This window comes from Rheinheimera tangshanensis (assembly GCF_014645135.1).
Classification (GTDB): domain Bacteria; phylum Pseudomonadota; class Gammaproteobacteria; order Enterobacterales; family Alteromonadaceae; genus Pararheinheimera; species Pararheinheimera tangshanensis.
Window position 1 is genome coordinate 151832 of the sequence record NZ_BMLH01000006.1, and the last position, 20714, is coordinate 172545.

General features: G+C 46.5%; 19 protein-coding genes. 5 read left to right on the plus strand and 14 right to left on the minus strand.

The features are described from left to right. Nucleotides 1–19: 19 nt before the first annotated feature. The 3 genes from IEW88_RS12675 to IEW88_RS12685 all read right to left on the minus strand — a co-directional run bounded on the left by IEW88_RS12675 (nucleotide 20) and on the right by IEW88_RS12685 (nucleotide 4007). Nucleotides 20–256: a hypothetical protein gene (locus IEW88_RS12675; RefSeq protein ID WP_147904273.1), complete on the minus strand. Its 237-nt coding sequence runs from the start codon at nucleotides 254–256 to the stop codon at nucleotides 20–22. Between the two features lie 156 nt (nucleotides 257–412). Further along, on the minus strand, nucleotides 413–2611 hold the full coding sequence (gene katG, locus IEW88_RS12680) for a catalase/peroxidase HPI (RefSeq protein WP_147904274.1): 2199 nt from the start codon (nucleotides 2609–2611) through the stop codon (nucleotides 413–415). Nucleotides 2612–3644: 1033 nt separating this feature from the next. Next, nucleotides 3645–4007 (minus strand): YebG family protein, encoded by a 363-nt coding sequence (locus tag IEW88_RS12685; protein ID WP_147904275.1) that lies wholly within the window; start codon nucleotides 4005–4007, stop codon nucleotides 3645–3647. A gap of 159 nt (nucleotides 4008–4166) precedes the next feature. Here IEW88_RS12685 and IEW88_RS12690 point away from each other — a divergent pair, with 159 nt between their 5' ends. The 5 genes from IEW88_RS12690 to IEW88_RS12710 all read left to right on the plus strand — a co-directional run bounded on the left by IEW88_RS12690 (nucleotide 4167) and on the right by IEW88_RS12710 (nucleotide 9158). Beyond that, nucleotides 4167–5438 (plus strand): anti-phage deoxyguanosine triphosphatase, encoded by a 1272-nt coding sequence (locus IEW88_RS12690; RefSeq protein WP_147904276.1) that lies wholly within the window; start codon nucleotides 4167–4169, stop codon nucleotides 5436–5438. Nucleotides 5439–5603: 165 nt separating this feature from the next. Further along, nucleotides 5604–6641: a patatin-like phospholipase family protein gene (locus IEW88_RS12695; protein ID WP_147904277.1), complete on the plus strand. Its 1038-nt coding sequence runs from the start codon at nucleotides 5604–5606 to the stop codon at nucleotides 6639–6641. A 14-nt stretch (nucleotides 6642–6655) separates the two neighbouring features. After that, entirely contained in the window at nucleotides 6656–7549 is an 894-nt protein-coding gene (locus IEW88_RS12700; protein WP_147904278.1) for a LysR family transcriptional regulator, read from the plus strand. 178 nt (nucleotides 7550–7727) lie between these two features. After that, nucleotides 7728–8537 (plus strand): hypothetical protein, encoded by an 810-nt coding sequence (locus IEW88_RS12705; protein WP_147904279.1) that lies wholly within the window; start codon nucleotides 7728–7730, stop codon nucleotides 8535–8537. Between the two features lie 57 nt (nucleotides 8538–8594). Then, nucleotides 8595–9158 (plus strand): DUF1349 domain-containing protein, encoded by a 564-nt coding sequence (locus IEW88_RS12710; RefSeq protein ID WP_147904280.1) that lies wholly within the window; start codon nucleotides 8595–8597, stop codon nucleotides 9156–9158. Here the strand turns inward: IEW88_RS12710 and IEW88_RS12715 are convergent. The 11 genes from IEW88_RS12715 to IEW88_RS12765 all read right to left on the minus strand — a co-directional run bounded on the left by IEW88_RS12715 (nucleotide 9153) and on the right by IEW88_RS12765 (nucleotide 20709). Continuing rightward, entirely contained in the window at nucleotides 9153–9650 is a 498-nt protein-coding gene (locus tag IEW88_RS12715; protein WP_147904281.1) for a GNAT family N-acetyltransferase, read from the minus strand. The two genes, IEW88_RS12710 and IEW88_RS12715, sit on opposite strands and share 6 nt — an antisense overlap. Nucleotides 9651–9731: 81 nt before the next feature. Next, nucleotides 9732–10136 (minus strand): hypothetical protein, encoded by a 405-nt coding sequence (locus tag IEW88_RS12720; RefSeq protein WP_053422810.1) that lies wholly within the window; start codon nucleotides 10134–10136, stop codon nucleotides 9732–9734. Between the two features lie 138 nt (nucleotides 10137–10274). Beyond that, nucleotides 10275–11468 carry a 2-methylaconitate cis-trans isomerase PrpF gene (prpF, locus tag IEW88_RS12725; RefSeq protein WP_147904282.1) on the minus strand — a complete coding sequence of 398 codons (1194 nt, stop codon included), beginning with the start codon at nucleotides 11466–11468 and terminating at the stop codon, nucleotides 10275–10277. A gap of 8 nt (nucleotides 11469–11476) precedes the next feature. Continuing rightward, on the minus strand, nucleotides 11477–14065 hold the full coding sequence (gene acnD, locus IEW88_RS12730; RefSeq protein WP_147904283.1) for a Fe/S-dependent 2-methylisocitrate dehydratase AcnD: 2589 nt from the start codon (nucleotides 14063–14065) through the stop codon (nucleotides 11477–11479). 83 nt (nucleotides 14066–14148) lie between these two features. Beyond that, nucleotides 14149–15276, minus strand: a complete 1128-nt coding sequence (gene prpC / locus IEW88_RS12735; protein ID WP_147904284.1) for a bifunctional 2-methylcitrate synthase/citrate synthase — start codon at nucleotides 15274–15276, stop codon at nucleotides 14149–14151. Between the two features lie 58 nt (nucleotides 15277–15334). Then, complete coding sequence (gene prpB, locus IEW88_RS12740) at nucleotides 15335–16219, minus strand: methylisocitrate lyase (RefSeq protein WP_147904285.1); 885 nt, start codon at nucleotides 16217–16219, stop codon at nucleotides 15335–15337. Continuing rightward, complete coding sequence (locus IEW88_RS12745; RefSeq protein ID WP_147904286.1) at nucleotides 16212–16898, minus strand: GntR family transcriptional regulator; 687 nt, start codon at nucleotides 16896–16898, stop codon at nucleotides 16212–16214. The genes prpB and IEW88_RS12745 overlap by 8 nt, the downstream gene beginning before the upstream one ends. A gap of 133 nt (nucleotides 16899–17031) precedes the next feature. Then, complete coding sequence (locus tag IEW88_RS12750; RefSeq protein WP_147904287.1) at nucleotides 17032–17745, minus strand: DUF4386 domain-containing protein; 714 nt, start codon at nucleotides 17743–17745, stop codon at nucleotides 17032–17034. An 84-nt stretch (nucleotides 17746–17829) separates the two neighbouring features. After that, nucleotides 17830–18978 (minus strand): GGDEF domain-containing protein, encoded by a 1149-nt coding sequence (locus tag IEW88_RS12755; protein WP_147904288.1) that lies wholly within the window; start codon nucleotides 18976–18978, stop codon nucleotides 17830–17832. Nucleotides 18979–19550: 572 nt separating this feature from the next. After that, nucleotides 19551–20330 (minus strand): TatD family hydrolase, encoded by a 780-nt coding sequence (locus tag IEW88_RS12760; RefSeq protein ID WP_147904289.1) that lies wholly within the window; start codon nucleotides 20328–20330, stop codon nucleotides 19551–19553. A 52-nt stretch (nucleotides 20331–20382) separates the two neighbouring features. Further along, nucleotides 20383–20709: a PilZ domain-containing protein gene (locus IEW88_RS12765; RefSeq protein WP_053422801.1), complete on the minus strand. Its 327-nt coding sequence runs from the start codon at nucleotides 20707–20709 to the stop codon at nucleotides 20383–20385. Nucleotides 20710–20714 lie beyond the last annotated feature (5 nt).

Below are 20714 nucleotides of genomic sequence, written 5' to 3' on the forward strand. Positions count from 1 at the left end.
AATGCAGTAATACAGATATCTACTGTTTATGTAAGGTAAAAACCGCAAAATCGTCAGTTGCAGACAGCTTTACAGACAGAATTTTGTAGTACCCAAGCGATACCCCATCTTTTTCAAAGGCATAACTTAAGGTATTCGACTTTTGAGGGAAAACCGTTTCTGTTGAGCTTCGCGGCAATTCAATATCAATCAGTTCTTCGTAAATACGCAGGTTGTGAGGTGTAACGCTTTTCGCGTCAATAAATAAAGTGTCCATAGTTTCCTACGTCAGGCCATTTTTCTGCAGGCTCAAAACTAAGGGTAAAATCATTTAGTTTCAACAAGTTTATCTAAAAACCACCTTGATAAAACGTAAAAAGGCAGCTGTTTACAAGCAGCTGCCTTTGTTTCACTCAGTACCAAAAGACTGGTTTTACTTTAAGTCAAAACGGTCAGCGTTCATCACTTTATTCCAGGCAGTGACAAAGTCGCGGACAAACTTCTGCTTGTTATCATGCTGGGCATAAACTTCAGCCAAAGCGCGCAACTGAGAGTTGGAGCCAAACACCAGATCAACCCGGCTGGCGGTCCACTTCAACGCGCCCGTTTTGCGGTCTTTGCCTTCAAACACTTCGGCTTCTGCAGAGACCGGAGTCCAGACTGTGTTCATATCCAACAGATTGACAAAAAAGTCGGTGCTTAATGTATCAGCCTGCTTAGTGAAAACCCCATGCGCCGATTTGTCTGCATTGATATTTAACACCCGCAGACCACCGAGCAGAGCTGTCATTTGTGGCGCAGTTAAGGTCAGTAACTGAGCTTTATCCAGCAACAGCTCTTCAGCTTTGACTGAGTAGCGGCCTTTGACATAGTTACGGAAACCATCAGCGACCGGCTCCAGCACAGCAAAAGACTCCACATCAGTTTGCTCTTGCGTCGCATCAGTGCGGCCCGGACTAAAAGGCACCTCAATAGCAACACCGGCATTTTTTGCGGCCTGTTCAATAGCTGCAGAACCTGCCAGTACAATTAAATCAGCCAGAGACACCTTACGGCTTGCTGACTGCTGATTGAAACTGGCTTGAGTTTGTTCAAGCACAGAGAGTACTTTGCTTAATTGCGCAGGCTGGTTGACGGTCCAATCTTTTTGTGGTGCCAGACGAATACGGGCGCCGTTGGCACCACCGCGTTTATCTGAGCCACGGAAGGTAGAAGCTGAAGCCCAGGCGACTGAAACCAGCTCTGAAATAGATAAACCGGACGAGAGAATATTACTTTTCAGTGCAGCGATATCCTGAGTATTGATCAGTTCATGTTTGACCGCTGGTACCGGATCTTGCCAAATTAACTCTTCCGACGGTACCTCAGGTCCTAAATAACGTGCCACAGGCCCCATATCACGGTGCGTTAATTTGAACCAGGCCCGGGCAAACACATCGGCAAATTCCTGCGGATTCTGATGAAAACGTCGTGAAATAGGCTCGTAAATCGGGTCCATTTTCAACGCTAAATCCGCGGTAGTCATCATGGGGGCGTGACGAACTGAAGGATCATGAGCGTCAGGCACTGCTGTGGCTGCTGATTCGTCTGTTGGGATCCACTGATGAGCGCCTGCCGGGCTTTTTACCAGTTTCCAGTCATAGGCAAATAAGGTATCAAAATAGCTGTTGTCCCATTGGGTTGGTGTTGGAGTCCAGGCGCCTTCAATACCGCTGGTTGTGGTATGTACACCTTTACCAGTCCCAAAGGCGTTTTTCCAACCCAGCCCCATCTCTTCCAGTGGTGCAGCTTCAGGTTCAGGGCCTACCAAGGCCGCATCGCCGGCCCCATGGCACTTACCAAAGGTATGGCCACCCGCCACTAACGCGACAGTTTCTTCATCATTCATCGCCATACGGGCAAAGGTTTCGCGAATATCGCGTCCGGAAGCGACTGGATCAGGATTACCATTCGGACCTTCAGGGTTGACGTAAATCAGGCCCATTTGCACTGCCGCGAGCGGATTTTCTAATTCACGATCGCCAGAGTAGCGTTTATCGCCCAGCCACTCGGTCTCAACACCCCAGTAAATATCCTCTTCCGGAGCCCAGATATCCTCACGGCCGCCTGCAAAACCGAAGGTTTTAAAGCCCATCGATTCCAGTGCGCAGTTACCGGCCAGTATCATTAAATCGGCCCAGGACAATTGATTGCCGTATTTTTGCTTGATTGGCCATAATAAACGGCGGGCTTTATCCAGGTTGCCGTTATCCGGCCAGCTATTGAGCGGTGCAAAACGTTGTGAACCTGTGGACGCACCACCCCGGCCGTCGCTGGTGCGGTAAGTACCGGCACTGTGCCAGGCCATACGAATAAATAACGGGCCATAGTGACCATAATCCGCCGGCCACCAGTCCTGTGAATCGGTCATCAGGGCATACAGATCTTTTTTCACCTGGGCCAGGTCAAGTTTTTGAAAAGCTTCAGCGTAGTTAAAAGGCTGATCCATAGGATCAGACAAAGAAGAATGTTGATGTAAAATATTTAAATTTAACTGATTCGGCCACCAGTCGCGATTCGAAGTGCCGCCGGCAGCCGACTTGGTCAAAGCGCCGTGCATCACAGGGCATTTGCCCTTGGTATTGTTATCCATCTGTAACTCCAATTGTTGCTGTTATGAGGGATTACTCCCTTCGAATGGCGATAACTCTGCAATCGGAACCTGCACATCCTCGCATGTTATCAGTCAATATCGTCTCTGTTCTGACACCTGAATTCAGAGCATGTGTCAGCTTATATTGATGTGCTCTGTCATCACAGACTGTGGTACTCAACAGCAGTCTACCTGATCCAAACCTTAAGCTTTAATGAAAAAATTCAATGCCTTAAATCTGTATTTCAGATACTACAGAGTAAGAATTAAGAATAGAGTTCCCATAAAAGTAGCTTAAGAGCCAGCGATGACAAATAAATTACGACAGAACCGAGGATAGAATGTTGAGAGGTACCAATGAGCAACAAAAATGATACAGAGCCAAAGTGGTGGTTACAGCATAAAAAAAACGCGCTTAGCAGCAATCTAAGCGCGTTAAAGGGGTTACGTTTATCAACAACAAGAACTCAGCAATAAAAGCTCTTCTGTAACAGGCTCAGCATCGCCTGCCCCAGTTTCAAACTATTATTTCGTATAAACAGCGCCGCTCAAGTTCAACGCGCGACCTATCTGAGCTAAAAACTGATTGATCCGACGCACCAGCAGCAGAGAAGATACGCTGCGCTCTGTCGTGCTCACGTTAGATTTTTCTACTGTTGTATTGATACTGTTCATGTTCAACCTCGTTAAGTCTGAGAAAGTGTTCATCCGAAAACGTGGTTATTATGCTGCAAATTTAACCAACCCACTAACGAGATAATTTATAGCCTGGTCATTAGTTTTTCTAATGCAAAAACACCAACCTCATCATAACTAATTCAGCTTACTTTCATATTCACTATTCACCCACAATACACAAAACCAATAAAAATGCTGTAAAAGCAGTTGATTATGCACTTTCAATTATTCAACCCCAACAAAAAAGGCATAAATCATTTATAGTTATGCCTTTTCAAAGAGATTTATTTAATTAGCTGTTCTAATAAAAACTAAAGGGACAAGCGAGTGAAAAACTTAAGCAACTGCTGAAAACTTAAGCTGCCAGTTCATCTGCTGCTTGTGTCACTTCGGTTAGTACAACGGCCGTTTTAGCAGCATCTGTCGTACCCTGCTCTTTACCCTTGTCTTTGGCCTGATCTTTGTCTGCAACTGATGCTTTAGTGTGTTTGGTTTTCTGATTCAGCGTTTGGATCACCAGCTCTTTTTGCTGAGCTAAATACAGCGCCAGATCTTCACGTTGTTGCTCATCAGGGATTAACTCACTTTGCCCCAACATTACAAAAAGTTCATCAGCAATATCCAGCATCCTGTCATAGGCGTCTGCTTCGGGCTTTGAACTAAAGATCATTTTTTCTACTCCAGCGCGCTCAACAATGTATTTAATAATAACGGCCATAAATCCTCCTGCGTTTGATACTGAACATTTATATAGCAACCACTGTTTATTTGTCCAGTATTTTTTATAAAAATACGCATCGCCTCTTTCCTGCTTTTGCCGTAGCATAAAGTAATGATTTAAAGTAAAAATTTCAGGCTAGTGTCAGAAGGATTTTGTATGCAGCATCTGTGGGCCGAACGCCGTCTTGCCGAACAGAGTCAAAGACCAAACGATCACCGCTCCCCCTGGCAAAGAGACAGAGCCAGAATTCTGCACTCTGCTGCTTTTCGCCGCTTGCAGGCGAAAACTCAAATCATGGGCATAGGCCAGAATGACTTCTACCGCACTCGTCTGACTCACTCTTTAGAGGCGGCTCAAATAGGCACAGCGTTAGTGGCTCAGTTAAGTTATCAGCAAGAAGACCCACTACTTCGTGCCTTACTGGCGCAAGACAGCCTGATGGAGGCCTTGTGTCTGGCGCATGATTTAGGTCACCCTCCTTTTGGCCACGGCGGTGAAAAGGCGCTAAACGCCTGCATGCAGAAATTTGGAGGTTTTGAGGGCAACGGCCAGACCTTACGTATTGTCGGCAAACTGGAACCTTACACCGCCAGTGGCGGTATGAATTTAAGCCGCCGTACTTTGTTGGGTTTATTAAAGTATCCGATAGTACAACCAGCTCCTGCCCACGTTGAACAAGGCCTGACCGTTAAACCCTGCAAAGCTATTTATGCAGCAGACAGTGATTTGCTCGACTGGATCTTAAGCCCATTATCAACAGCTGATCGTGAAGCTTTTCAGCGCACCGAAACACTGGATAAAGCGCCTTTCTTAAAGTCTCTGCATAAATCTTTGGATGCCTCCATTATGGAGCTGGCCGATGATATCGCCTATGGTGTGCATGATTTGGAAGATGCAATAGTGACAGGCACTGTAACTCTGGAGCACTGGCGTCGTCTGGCCGAGCCTGAAATGGCAAAACTACCTGCTGATATTGCCAGCGCGTTAAAACATATCAGCCAAAAATTATTTATACCCGAACATCATATTCGTAAAGATGCCATTGGTGCGCTAGTAAACTTGCTGATCACCAGTATTGAGTTGTATCAGTCGCTGCCGAACACTCAAGACCCATTGATCCGATACAATGCCCGGCTGCCAGAGCCGCAGCAACAGTTGTTGCAACTGCTGAAGAACTTCGTCTATGAGGCGGTGATCTTATCGCCGGAGGTGCAAAGAGGCGAATACAAAGGCCAGCAAATTGTCCGTTCCTTGTTTGAAGCCTTTAGTTCAGAAGCACAACGTTTATTACCAGCCAATACAAAAAATCGCTGGCTGAGCGCAGACAACGATCAGGCGCAGATGCGCATTATTTGTGATTATGTATCTGGCATGACAGACGAGTATGCACTGCGTATGCATCAGCAATTATTCGCTGCATCTTTGTAAGTTTTATTTTATATAGTTCTATATCCAAAGTAATTGGAGTTGAAGGAAGGCGACAAGAGCGTGAGACCCCAGGAGCATAGTTAACCTATGTGACTGGGGCTTGAGCTCGCAGTCAACAAAGCTCCGGCTTCAAGTACGAAGGGTATATGCGAGGGAAAAAACCGGGTGACACAGTCGACACTAAGAGTACTGGCAGGAGCCACAGCTTTTGAGCATGTACAGCAATATGGTTTACGTCAGCAAGACATTGATTTGGTAGTGGGAGCCAGCGGTGGCCCTAAATGGTTTTGCTTATTTGGTTTGGACCAGTATCTATTCGGTGAATTTTTTAAGGACAGAACCTCAGCTTTATCTTTAGTCGGCAGTTCGGCTGGCGCCTGGCGTTTTGCCTGTGTCACACAGCAAAACCCTGCTGCTGCCACAGAACGTTTTGCTAAAGCCTACAGTAGCTTATGTTTTTCAGCTAACGCCAGTATTGATGAAATTACGGCCACTTCAGCTTCAGTGCTGGATCAGGTGTTTCCGAGTGATGATGCTATTGTGCAGGTATTAAATAACCCTGTGCTGCAACTGAATTTTATTGCAGCCCGCGAAGTAAAAGTCCGAAAATCAGAACGCAAGGCTGCGCAACTGCGACGTTTAATGCTGGCGGCTGGCGCTAACCTGCTCAAACCTGCCTTGCTGCAAAAATTTTATAAAAGAGTGGTGATGCAAAACCACAGTAACCCAACTTTACTGCAGCGAGTACCCCATGAGGCTTATCCGCTGACTCTGGATAACTTTAAAGCGAGTTTACTGGCTTCAGGTTCTATTCCTATGGTGATGCACCCCGTCAAAGATCCGGCAGGCTTACCTGCAGGTTTATACATGGACGGTGGTTTGCTGGACTATCATCTGCCGCTGCCTTATCAGCAGGAAGGTTTGATTTTATATCCACACTTTTATCCGTACCTGATCCCCGGCTGGTTTGATAAATCCCTGCCCTGGCGTCGTGCCAAAGCAGCGCAGATGGACAAAATGATCCTGCTATGCCCGTCCAGCTCCTGGGTGAAGTCTTTGCCCTATGGCAAAATTCCGGACCGTAAAGATTTCGATAAACTCAAAGATACTCAGCGTCTTAGGTATTGGGCCATAGTTCTGGAACGCTCAAAAGAGCTGGCGGACGACTTAAAATCCGGCAATTACCTGCTGGAAAAAATCTAGTAAGGTGGCGATCTATGGATAAACTTAGAGCTTTGACTGTGTTCCGCCGGGTGGTTGAACTCGGTAGTTTTAAAGCGGCAGCCGATGATTTGAATTTATCCAAAGCTGCTGTCAGTAAAAATATCTATGAGCTGGAAGACTACCTGCAAAGTCCGTTGATCCAAAGAACTACTAGAAAACTGCATGTGACAGATCAGGGCAAATCCTATTACCAGCAGATCTGTCAGGTGTTGGACAGTCTGGCACAGGCCGATCTGTCTGTGCTCGAGTCCACTGACTCACTGAAAGGTAGTTTAAAAATCAGCGTACCTATGTCATTAGGTCTTGTCGAAATCAATCCGCTAATTTGTGCATTTATGCAACAACACCCTGCTCTTGCGATAGAGCTGTTGATGACGGATCACTATATCGACCTGATGGAGCAAGGTGTGGATATTGCCGTTCGGGGAGGTGCGACACTGGCGGATTCCAGTTTGCGCTCACGTAAACTGACCGATATAAAACGAGTGCTTTGTGCCTCTGCAGATTATCTGAGACGATCCCCGCCTTTGCACAGTCCTGCCGATCTGAGCCAACATCAGTGTCTGGTTTATAGTTTATCCTCGTCAGCTCGACGCTGGAGTTTTAAAAAACAACTGCAACAACAAGATGTTGAGTTACCAGTCAGTCGTTATACCGTCAATAACGGTTTGGCCTTGGCACAAACGGCAAAACTGGGCCATGGCATAGCATTATTACCGGAGTATTTTGTCAAACAGGCGCTCGCTCAAGGTGAGCTGCAACAGGTGTTGCCGGATTGGCAGACAGAACAGCATTCGCTGTACATCATTTATCCTTATCACAAAGAGCAATCTCAAAAAGTCAGAGCTTTTATCGATTTTATGCTACTGCACTATAGTCAAATATGAGGCTAAATCTCAGCGAGCCACTCGGTATGGGATAACAGCCAGGCTCTGAGAACCCATTCATAGTTCACCATAAGTAAACAATTCATCCACCAAACCGCTATTTATATTGAATTTAGTAGAAATTACACTGACTCAGAACACAGCAGTTTTCTATTTTTCTGGATCAGGAGATCTCCGAATGAACCTTTGGCACAAACTAATGGCAGTGGCTTTACTCTCCAGCTTGCCATGGACTCAAAGCACAGCACAAACTCACTCTGACAGCCGACAATTAACCTTGTCCTACAGCGATGGCAGACCGGCAACTCAAGGCCTGGAGCAGGTCAATCAGGTATTGAGGTCTATTGGTGTCAGAGTCAGTACTGTGGCAATACCACAACAGGCAAAAGCTGTAATAGCTCAGGCAAAACAGCGGGCGCTAACTAAACAAGAGAGCGAGCAGTTGATTGCGCACTTTGCGTTGCACAGAGGTGATCTGCTGGAACAGATCAAATTAGCGGGCCGCGAGGCTGCAGCTCCACGAGGTGGTTTTTTATCCACCTCAGAAAAAGGTGTGGCGCCTTACCCTAAGGTCTACGATATGAAGGCGATGGCACCGGAACTGGTGCATTATCTGCAGAAAAAGTTTGGTAAGCTACATGTCAACAGTGCCGACAATGGGGTAGGCATCGATGAAGTGATGACCATAGTGTCGGGTGGCGCCTGGACCTGGTTTTTTGTATTACCTGACAATACTACGGCTAAACTGACCTTAGGTTATGTACCAGCGGATGGTGACGCCTGGCGTATCAGCTATCCGGGTTTAGTACCTCATGGCGGTTTCTTCGACGCGCCTTATGGCCTGGTTGTGGCATATGCGCATGGGCCAGAACATTTCGTGATGCGTTATGAGGAGCCCGCTGTACAAGGTGCAGAAACGCTGGGCACCAATCCCTGGATTAACTTTAATTATGAAAAACCTGAATTATTAACTCAGATAAAACCCTAGCGTCAAAACAACAAAAGCCGGGCCTGTGACCCGGCTTTGCTAGTCAAAGGAGATAAAATGGCAAACTCTTCTCAATGGTTCAACCCGCCCAAGCAGTATTCGGACGGGCCACTGCTACGATTTACCACAGCAGCCCACACAGACTTTTGGCAACATACGCATTATCACTTTTACCGCGACAATGGCCATTTCTATTATTGGCAAAGTACTGCTGAGCAGTTATCTCTGCTTGTTGAAGTACAAGTAAACGCCAATAGCAAGTTCGATCAGGCTGGTATTATGCTGAGAAAAGATGCCCATAATTGGTTAAAAATCTCAGCGGAATGGCTATCAAAAGACCAGGCAGCGCTGGGCTCAGTGAATACACAAAACGGAAAATCAGACTGGGCCAGCCAAAGCATCAAACCAGCGACAAACTGGACCTTAAAAGTTGAAATTTCACAGCAGGACGCTGTGATCTTCGCCTTACTGGGCGAAGAATGGCAGCAACTGAGAGTATTGGATATCAGCCATATCAGAGATAAAGACGAGATTTGCATTGGTATTTACGGCTGCAGTCCGGATGGGCCGGGCTGCGAGGTCAGGGTTCAACGAGTCGAGTTTCACGAGTCGGTTTTATAAAGAGCAGAGCATATAACTGGCTATCTCAGGTAAATAAGTCTTCAGAATAGCCTGCTGATCCGCACTTAAATTCACGACTTTGACAAAACCTTGTTTTGCCCAGTAGCTTTCAGCACCCTGCACAGCAACCAAAGCCATCGCCTGCAAGCCCATGCCTTTGGCTTCAGCTCTGGCATGAGCCAGTAACTTCGGAGCCAAGGACTGGCCGCGAAACTCACTGGAAATCGCCATATCATGCAGATACAAACAGTTGGTGTTTTGATACAAAGGAAAAGCCGCAGCTAAAGGCGTGATACTGCCAAGCACCGAAGGATAAGCCAGCAGGTACCCTGCCATTTGCTGGTCAACAAAATAACCCCAGCAGGTTTGATGAAACACTGAAATCCGCTCAGCCATCACAGTCGCAGATTCAACCAGTTCCTGGCTGTAACAATTCTGCTGCACCTGCATAAGTTGAGGCACATCAGCAGCGGATAAAACGGTTATAGCCATCAGATACACCAATAAAAATGCCACCAGCTCTTATAGAGACAAGTGGCTTCTCAGACAACAGACTCCAGAGTATATCGAGTTTTAGTTCAGACTCTTTAACAGTGTCTGATCTAAACCATCTCCGGTTAATAACTTAACTATGGCTTTGCAATGATCCAGCGTGAAATCACCTTCACTGATTTGCAGGTTTAAGGCTTCACGGCGTTTTTGCACTACACCGGACAAGGTTTTATTGTCAGCGTCTGCGCCTTTTAATTTCTGCTCTAACTTAGTCAGCCATGGATACAGCTGCTTTTCTGCATCATAAGCCTGCTGGCGAATTTCCGGATGATAGTCTTCGCAGGCATTGAGATTTAACAAGTAAAAATTCAGATAACCGGCAACGGTCAGATACTGGTAGTCTACTGTTTCAGCTTTCACTGCAGAAGACAGCGTTGCAGAACTTAAACATAAAGCGGCGAACAGACTGTAACCTAACTTCTTCATCTAAGGCTCCCCTAAAAAATCGTAAATTCGATAATCAATCTACAGAGAATAACCTGCCTTTTCAACAAGGCAGGGTATTTATAAGCCGTAAATTTAGAATTTAGGTTACGGCTTATCAGTTTTTGTATTTAGGTGAGATTAAAACGTCTCAGCAGGCACCCGCACCCAACCTTCCATCAATACCCTGGCACTGCGGCTCATGATAGCTTTGGTGACTTTCCACTCGCCAGCTACCAATGCCGCTTCAGCCCCAACCCTTAAAGTGCCAGACGGATGACCGAAACGTACGGCTTTGCGTTTAACACCACCAGCGGCCTGATTGACTAAAGTGCCCGGAATTGCAGCTGCAGTGCCTATAGCCACAGCAGCAGTGCCCATCATGGCATGGTGCAATTTGCCCATCGACAAAGCCCGCACTACTAAATCTATATCTGCTGTAGTCACGGCTTTACCACTGGACGAAACATAATCTGTTGCTGGCGAGACAAAAGCTATCTTAGGCGTATGCTGACGGGTTTTAGCTTCGTCTATATGAGTAATTAAGCCCATTTTCACCGCACCATAAGCGCGGATAGTTTCAAACATAGCCAAAGCTTTGGCATCGCTATTAATGGCGTCCTGCAGCTCTGTGCCTGTGTACCCAATATCTTTGGCGTTAACAAAAATAGTTGGAATACCGGCGTTGATCAGTGTGGCTTTAAATGTACCTACGCCTAGCACGTCCAAATCATCCACTAAGTTACCCGTCGGGAACATAGAGCCACCGCCCTCGCCGTCTTCATCGGCGGCAGGGTCGATAAATTCCAGTTGCACTTCAGCGGCAGGAAAGGTCACCCCATCCAGTTCAAAGTCACCACTTTCTTGTACTTCGCCGTTGATCATCGGTACATGAGCAATAATGGTTTTGCCAATATTAGCCTGCCAAATCCGCACTGTAGCTTTGCCGTTTTGTGGAATACGGCGCTCATCGACTAAACCTGCGCTGATGGCGAAGGAGCCGACAGCGGCGGATAAATTGCCGCAGTTACCGCTCCAATCAACAAAAGCTTTATCGATAGAGACCTGGCCAAACAGATAATCCACATCATGATCGGCTTTGCTGCTTTTGGCTAAAATCACAGTTTTGCTGGTACTGGACGTAGCGCCGCCCATACCGTCAATTTGTTTACCGTACGGATCAGGGCTACCAATCACCCGCAGCAGCAGCGCATCACGCGCCGCTCCCGGAGTTTGTGCTGCCTCCGGCAAATCCTGCAAACGGAAAAATACGCCTTTGCTGGTGCCACCACGGATATAAGTGGCCGGTATTTTAATTTGTGGCAAATAGCTCATAGTTTTCCCTACACCTTAGCTTCAAGGAAGTCTTTGGCAAAACGCTGTAACACGCCACCAGCTTCATAAATAGACACTTCTTCCGCTGTATCCAAACGACAAGTTACTGGCACCTGCAGCACTTCACCATTTTTGCGCGTCACCACTAAAGTCAGAGTTGTGCGAGGTGTACGTTCACCTAAAACGTCATAACTTTCTGTGCCATCCAACCCTAAGGTTTTACGGTTCACACCTGCTTTAAACTCCAGCGGCAATACCCCCATACCCACTAAGTTGGTACGGTGAATACGCTCGAAGCCTTCAGCTACTATGACTTCAACACCTGCTAACCGCACGCCTTTGGCCGCCCAGTCCCGGCTGGAACCCTGACCATAATCAGCACCAGCAATAATGATCAAAGGTTGCTTACGCTGCATATAAGTTTCAATGGCTTCCCACATCCGGGTGACTTTACCTTCAGGCTCAATACGGGTTAACGATCCTTGTTTGACTTTGCCATCCACCACTGCCATTTCGTTAATCAGCTTAGGGTTGGCAAAAGTAGCTCGCTGCGCTGTTAAGTGATCGCCGCGGTGAGTAGCATAAGAGTTAAAATCTTCTTCCGGCAGCCCCATTTTATGCAGGTATTCACCGGCCGCGCTGTCCATCATAATGGCATTGGATGGTGATAAATGGTCTGTGGTGATGTTATCGCCAAGCACGGCCAGCGCCTTCATGCCCTTCATAGTGCGCTCACCAGCCAGTGCGCCTTCCCAATACGGTGGGCGACGGATATAAGTGCTTTGCGCACGCCAGTCGTACAGCGGGCTGATTTTTTCGCCGTAATCAACCGACAATGCAAACATAGGCTCATAAACTTTGCGGAACTGTTCAGGTTTGACGCTGCTTGCAACCACAGCATCAATTTCAGCATCGCTTGGCCAAATGTCTTTTAAGCGAATTTCCTTACCATCTTTATCAAGCCCCAGCACATCTTTTTCAATATCAAAACGGATAGTACCGGCTATAGCATAAGCCACCACAAGCGCAGGAGAAGCTAAGAACGCCTGCTTGGCATAAGGATGAATACGGCCATCAAAGTTGCGGTTGCCAGACAATACAGCTGTGGCGTATAAATCACGCTCGATCAGCTCTTTTTGGATGACTGGATCCAAAGCACCACTCATCCCGTTACAAGTGGTACAGGCAAAAGCCACTATGCCAAAACCTAAGCTCTCTAAGTCGCCTAATAAATTGGCTTCTTTTAAATACAGCTCAACAGTTTTCGAACCAGGCGCTAAGGAGCTTTTCACCCAGGGTTTACGGCTTAAACCTTTGGCCTTGGCGTTGCGCGCCAATAAGCCAGCCGCTATGACGTTACGTGGGTTACTGGTGTTGGTGCAGCTGGTAATAGCAGCAATAATCACAGCGCCATCCGGCATTAAGCCAGGCTCGTTTTCTACCACACCACTAATGCCTTTAGCGGCTAAATCGCTGGTTGATACTCGGGCATGAGGATTGGAAGGACCAGCAATAGTGCGGCCGACACTGGATAAATCAAAACGAATCACACGCTCGTATTCTGCTGTTTTTAAACTGTCGGACCATAAACCTGCAGTTTTGGCGTAGGTTTCCACCAATTTGACTTGCGCTGGTTCACGGCCTGTCAGGGTTAGATAATCCAGAGTTTGCTGATCGATAGAGAACATAGCGGCAGTAGCGCCATATTCCGGCGTCATATTGGAGATCGTAGCGCGGTCGCCTAAACTTAGGCTGCTTGCGCCTTCACCAAAAAACTCCAGATAAGCAGACACCACTTTTTCTTTGCGTAAAAACTCAGTCAAAGCCAGCACAATGTCGGTTGCCATAATGCCGGGCTGTGCTTTGCCGGTCAGCTCCACGCCAATAATATCTGGCAGACGCATCCAGGAGGCACGGCCTAACATCACGCTTTCCGCTTCTAAGCCGCCTACCCCAATAGCAATAACACCCAGCGCATCGACATGAGGCGTATGGCTGTCGGTACCGACTAAGGTATCAGGGAAAGCCACACCATCTATAGCGTGAATAACTGGCGACATCCGCTCTAAATTGATCTGGTGCATAATGCCGTTACCCGGGGGTATTACATCGACATTTTTGAAGGCTTTTTTGGTCCAGTTAATAAAGTGGAATCTGTCGTCGTTGCGTCTGTCTTCAATAGCGCGGTTTTTCTCAAAAGCATCTTTTTCAAAACCACCATGCTCGACAGCCAACGAGTGATCGACAATCAGCTGAGTGGGCACTACGGGGTTTACTTTGGCCGGATCGCCGCCTTGCAAGGCTATCGCATCACGCAGGCCAGCTAAATCCACTAAAGCGGTTTGACCTAAAATGTCGTGGCACACCACACGGGCCGGAAACCATGGAAAATCCAGATCCTGCTTGCGGTAAATCAGCTGTTTTAACGAATCAGTTAAAGTCGCTGGATCGCAGCGGCGCACTAAGTTTTCGGCATGAACACGGGAGGTATAAGGCAATTTGGCATAAGAGCCAGGTTCAATAGCGTTGCATGCAGCTTCTGCATCAAAATAATCCAGGTTAGTGCCTGGTAAGTGTTTACGGTAATTAGAATTCATGGCGTGGCCACTCAGTTAAATTGTTTACTTTAGATCCTACAAAAGCCCACTAAGGGCTTTTGTAGTTTGGGTGCTTTTTGTGCTTAACGGCTTGATAGTGGCGTTACACTACGTGGTTCCACACCTGTATATTCAGCACTTGGGCGAATAATACGGTTGTCCGCACGTTGTTCCATTACATGCGCAGCCCAGCCTGTTAAACGTGAACAGACAAAAATAGGCGTAAACAGCTTGGTTGGAATACCCATGTAGTTGTAAGCCGAAGCGTGGAAGAAATCGGCGTTACAGAACAGTTTTTTCTCACGCCACATTACCGCTTCACAGCGCACAGAAATATCGTACAAGGAGGTATTGCCGTTAGCTTTACCCAGCTTTTCTGACCATTCTTTGATCACAGCATTACGTGGGTCAGACTCGGCATAAATGGCATGGCCAAACCCCATGATTTTTTCTTTCCGTTCCAGCATGCCCATTAACTTGGTTTCGGCATCATCCGGATTATCCATCTTTTCAATCAGTTCCATCGCCGCTTCGTTGGCGCCACCATGCAGAGGGCCACGTAATGAACCAATAGCGCCAGTGATACACGAGTGCATATCACTTAAGGTCGATGCACAAACACGGGCAGTGAAGGTAGACGCATTAAACTCATGCTCTGCGTATAAAATCAGCGACGAGTTCATTACATCTGTATGCAGCTGAGTTGGTTTTTCACCATGTAAAGTCCAGAGGAACTGCTCGGCAATAGAATCGGCCGCTGTTTCCACCTCAATGCGCTGGCCTTTATGGCTGAAGTTATACCAGTAGTTAATTAAGCCAGGGAAAATCGCCAGTAACCGGTCGGTCGCATCCTGTTGCTGAGCAAAACTCTGTTCAGTTTCTAAGTTGCCTAACATAGAGCAACCCGTGCGCATTACATCCATAGGATGGGCAGAAGCAGGAATTCGTTCCAGCACTTCTTTGAGTGCCTGTGGCAGGTTACGCATAGCTTTTAAACGTTTTTTGTACGCAGCCAGTTCAGCTTCGTTCGGTAACTCGCCTTTTAAAATCAGGTGCGCTACTTCTTCAAATTCACAGTGAGCGGCTAAGTCTTTGACGTCGTAACCACGATAGGTCAAGCCTGAACCTGTTTTGCCTACTGTGGATAAAGCGGTTTTACCTGCGATTTGGCCACGTAAGCCTGCGCCTGATAATTCTTTTGCGTTCGCCATCTTGTCTCTCCGTTTTTAATTTGTTCTGTTGATTTATTGAATGCTGTAGTTATTGTTTTTATTTTTTAGCCGCAAATAAGGAGTCTAGCTTTTGCTCATAACTGTGATAGTTCAGGAAGTCGTAAAGTTCAGCACGGGTTTGCATGCTGTCCACTACTGCTTTCTGATCGCCGTTGGCCAGAATAGACTCGTACACATTCAGTGCAGCTTTGTTCATTGCACGAAAGGCACTTAATGGATAGAGCACCATATCCACACCCACGCCAGCCAGCTCAGCTTTATTAAACAGCGGCGTTTGGCCAAACTCGGTGATATTGGCAAGCACTGGTACTTTCAGCACCTTAGTAAAGGCCTGGTATTGCTCCAGCGTATACACAGCTTCAGCAAAAATGGCATCGGCACCTGCAGCTTCACAGGCTAAAGCACGCTCGATGGCGGCGTCTAAACCTTGTTGTTGCAAGGCATCAGTGCGCGCCATAATAAAAAAGTTCTCGTCTGTTCTGGCATCGACAGAGGCCTTGACGCGATCAACCATTTCGTCCAAAGAGACGATTTCTTTGTTCGGTCTGTGACCACAACGTTTTTGCGCCACCTGATCTTCAATATGAAAACCTGCAGCACCAGCTTTGGTCATTTCTTTCACAGTGCGAGCAATATTAAAAGCGCCGCCCCAGCCTGTATCGGCATCCACCAGCAAAGGCAGTTCAGTAGCACCGGTAATACGACGGATATCTTCACAGACATCGTTGAGCGAGGTCATGCCTAAATCCGGCAAACCAAAAGAGGCATTGGCCACACCAGCACCTGATAAATACAAGGCTTTATGACCCACACGTTCAGCCATCATGGCGGTGTAGGCGTTAATAGTGCCCACCAGCTGTAACGGATGATTGTCTTTAATTGCCTGACGAAGCAGAGCGCCAGCGCTTTTTACATTAGCCATGTGAAGTCCCCTGTTGAAGTAACTGTTGTTCAATATTACGTTTGGATGCGGCGATATGACGGCGCATCAGTAAGTCGGCAAGTTCGCCATCACGGTTAGCAATGGCGTTAATAATAGCTTTATGTTCGTCAAAAGCCCGCGATACCCGAGGGCCATTCATGCCAAGCTGCACTCTGTACATCCGCACCAGAAAATACAGCTCGTCACTTAAGATATTAATCAGATAAGGATTTTTACTGCCCAAAATCACCCGGTAATGAAAGTCGACATCGCCGGCTTCCTGGTAGTAACTTTCTCCTTCGCGCACGCGTTGTGTCGACAAATGCTGATCAAGTAGCGCTCTGACTTCGGCAATTTCCTGCTCTGTCATATGCTCTGCGGCCAAACGACAAGCTAAACCTTCCAGCTCTTCACGCAGCTGATACAAAGAACGTAAACCTTCAATCGACAGTTTGACCACACGGGCACCAGCATTGGGTGTACGTTCTATTAAATGACACCGCTCTAAACGCGCTAAGGCCTCACGCAGCGGTGCACGGCTTAAGTCATAGCGTCGTGCCAGTTCTGGCTCACTGATCTTGGTACCAGCAGGAATGTCACCTTCCACTATGGCGGTGCGAATTTGCACTAACACCCGGTCGGCGGCAGTAATAGCTTCTTTAAATTCAGTAGCAAGCATCAGATTGTCGACAATAACTGGAAGGTGGTTACGTTTTACGCCTAGAATCGGCTTTGGTCAAGCTAAAACGAGATGTTATGTCGACATAAAGACTAAAGTACTAGAGGAAGTTGTATGGATTTATGGACGGGCTTTATATGCTTTGCTGCCACTTCTGCCTGTTTACACCTTTTATAATCATCCACAGGCTAAGAGTGAGTTCACCTGCTAATACCGGCAGCATAATCCAGGGGAATAGTTGTGCAGCCATCTCTGGAGCCAGCAATAACGCCAGACTGTTAATCAAATAACATAAACCCGCTATTGCTAACATCACGCCAATAAAAACAGGGAAAAAGCCAGACTTGACGATCAGATAACCGCGCAGCAGACAGGCCAAAGCAAAAAAAATCAGCCCTATGCCAAAACCGTAAGCGTGCAGCTGAATAGCCAGAGCAGACCAGGCCGCTAATTGCTCTGAAGAGAACACTGAAGCAGCAGCCGTTCCACCCAACAACAGCAAAGGGATCACCAACAACAACTTATTGGCAACTAACATCGCTGTTTGGATCAGGTTAAAAAAAGTAGCCGCCAGATTTAACCCGGCATTGACTCGCTTAAACAGCAAATAGAACAATACGATAACGGGAATATCCAACAGCTGCATAGTTAAATCCCCTACTATGCCAAGAGCCCATAAGGTAGGTGCAGCGGTAATATTCTGCGCTGTAGCAGTGGCGTCGGCCGGTACCACTAAAGATCCTCTGACCATCAACTCACCAAAAAGCCCTAATGCAATAATAGCCAGATAAAATAATCCCCCAAGACGCACGTAAAGCTGTGGCATCTCTTTAAAGGTTGAATTCATCTGGAACCTCACTCAAAGCTGAATGATTGGTTTGATGGGGTAAGGCTAGAGCACAACTTTAAGCTAAAGTGGACAAGGCATGCGTTACAACGCTTCTGCTTCAAGTACTTTATTACGACCCAGCTTCTTTGCCTGATACAAAGCTTCATCCGCTCTTTTTAGCAACAAGGCTCCGTCTAATTTCTGTCGTGTCGATACCCAACCCATGCTCACAGTGATTGGGATTTCTTCCTGAGCTTTCACAGGCTGTTGAAGAAAGGTTTGTCTGAGTTGCTCAAGTTTGCACCTGGCTTGTGGTGCATCGACATTGGGCAGACATGCCAGAAACTCTTCACCACCAATACGGAACAACAAATCATAATTTCTAAAATGCTGTCGAAGTAGCTCTGCAATGTGCTGTAGTGCAACATCTCCGGTTGAGTGACCGTAAGTATCGTTAATGCGCTTAAAGAAATCCACATCCAACATCATCACAGTTATCGCTTCACCCTGACGAATACAACGGCCTATCTCTTTATTTAAAATAGAGTTGAGGTCATTTCTATTTAATAAACCAGTCAGAGGGTCTGTGTTTGCTTTACGTTCAAGCTCTTTTTGTTGTGACTCAACTAAAAGCAGTAAACAGCTGGCTAATAAGCCAGAACAATAGATTGTAAAAGCAAACCAGCCAAACTGATGAACGATGAGATGCTCAGCCAACTGCGATATTTCTAATTCAAACAGTACATAAAGCAGCCCTCTGCTGAACAGTTGCAGTACGTTGAATATCAACACCGCTTTAAAAACAGTGAAGGCTATCGTCGATTTGTTCACAGACTGGAGCGCTTTGAAACTTAGCACATTCAACATCATGATCAGCAAATAATTTGCGATCAGGCGCATAGCCATCTCTGTTTTAAAAGGTTCGAAAAAACTCAGGCTAAAAGAAAGCAGCACAGGTATTGCAAACCAAATCACTCTGAAATGCAGCTTACAGAGTGTCAGAACTCCCAGCAAAACAATACAATGCAAACCGACAGTCGCCGCATTTGCCAGTGCTGGCATTAAATAAATGGGCAAAGTAACAATATTATTTACTATACCAATCAGTGAGTTGAGGGCTAAGCATAATCCTGCCAGACTAAAGATCCTAAAATGCTTTAGCTCAGTACTGTTTTTGCTATACAAAAAGAGACTTAAAAAGAAACTCAAACCCAGCAGTAGATTCACTGAGCTGATCGTCAAAATATCCATAGGTAAACATCGTCCTTGATACTGCCAACCCTACTGCAAAGCTGCACATAAATAAATTAGACATAGTCCAGCTTCATCGGAGCAAAACGCAAATCCAGATGGTTTATAACATATAAATTGACCTCAATCGACAGGACAAAAGTCTAGCCAAAAAACTTCAGCTACTTTTACAGCGAACTAAACCCACTCAACTTCAAACCAACACTGACTTTGCAGTTTTTATTAGATTAATTTTTTCTAACATTAATGATATGTTAAAACTTTAGCTTCTATAGCAATAGTACGACAAAGCTCTTCAGTTTGCTGCAAAAGCTTATTTAGCCTGAGGTGGAGTGGATAACTTGGGGATAACTGCGGTATAAGATCAGGATAAGTTTGGGCTTCTGTTTCGGATTGAAGCACTTAATAGACTAAGTTCAGTGCAGGAAATTTTTACAGCTTTGTCTACACTCAAAACCAGTAAGTAAATCTGTTTGTCCTCTTTGGTTCCGTATAGCGCACGGCTCATTTAGATGAGCCATTCCCCTAAGCCCAGAATAGATCCCTTGATTCTGGGCTACTTTTCTCTTCAATTAAGCTTTCTTAACTGATTGAAATAGCTGATAAAAGTTTGCTGAGGTTTGTTCTGCCAACAATTCGATACTGACATTACGTTGCTCTGCAATACAAGCAGCCACTGCGCTGACATAAGCCGGTTGGTTAGTTTTGCCACGGTAAGGCACAGGGGCTAAATAAGGCGAGTCAGTTTCAATGAGTAAGCGGTCAGCCGGAATGTGCCGCGCTACAGAACGCAGCTCATCGGCGTTACGAAAGGTCACAATGCCGGATAATGAAATATAAAAACCTAAATCCAGAGCAGCTTTTGCAGTATCCCAGTCTTCGGTAAAGCAGTGCAATACACCACCGCAGTCAGCTGCACCACCAGAGCGCAATAAATCCAGTGTGTCCGCTCTGGCATCGCGGGTATGTACGATCAAAGGTTTTTTAAGTTCACGGCCAACAGCAATATGAGCGGCAAAAGCCTCTTGCTGTATGGCTTTGCTGTCCGGACTATAAAAATAGTCCAGACCGGTTTCACCTACGGCCACTACTGCTGGATCAGCGCAATAACGACGCAGTAGTTCGATATCTATTTGATCTTCCTGATGCAGCGGATGTTCACCACAAGACACTGAGACCTGCGGATACGCAGCTACCAGCTGTTTCATTGCAGGAAATTCTTTCAGGCTGACTGAGACACACAACATATGCTCAACTTTGGCTGTAGCAGCTTGCTGTAATACTTCAGGCAGGGTCAGAGCTAATTTGTCCCATTCCAGACGGTCGAGGTGGCAATGTGAATCAACAAACAAAAGACTTCTCCAAAACATTCACTAAAAACAGCCAGAAGGTGGCTTTATATCTTTAAAGGCTGTAGGTAGGCTCGGTCGAATCGAGCATACCTCCTAATAATTTCTCAATTTTATCCTGCAACTGAAACTTATCGTCGATAAAAGCCACACCAATGCCTGCGGGCGTCGAGCTTTGTGCACCTTGTGGTGTCAGCCAGGCCACTTTGCCTGTCACTCGCAGAGGTTCAAGCGCGTCAGGCAAAGTGACGACTAAAGATAACGAATGCCCCATACGGTAGGGCCGCGCAGTACGCACAAACAAACCGCCATTTTTCAGAAATGGCATATAGCAGCGATACAGCTCTTTTAGCTCAGTAAAATCCAGTTGGATTTCGTCCACAAGTA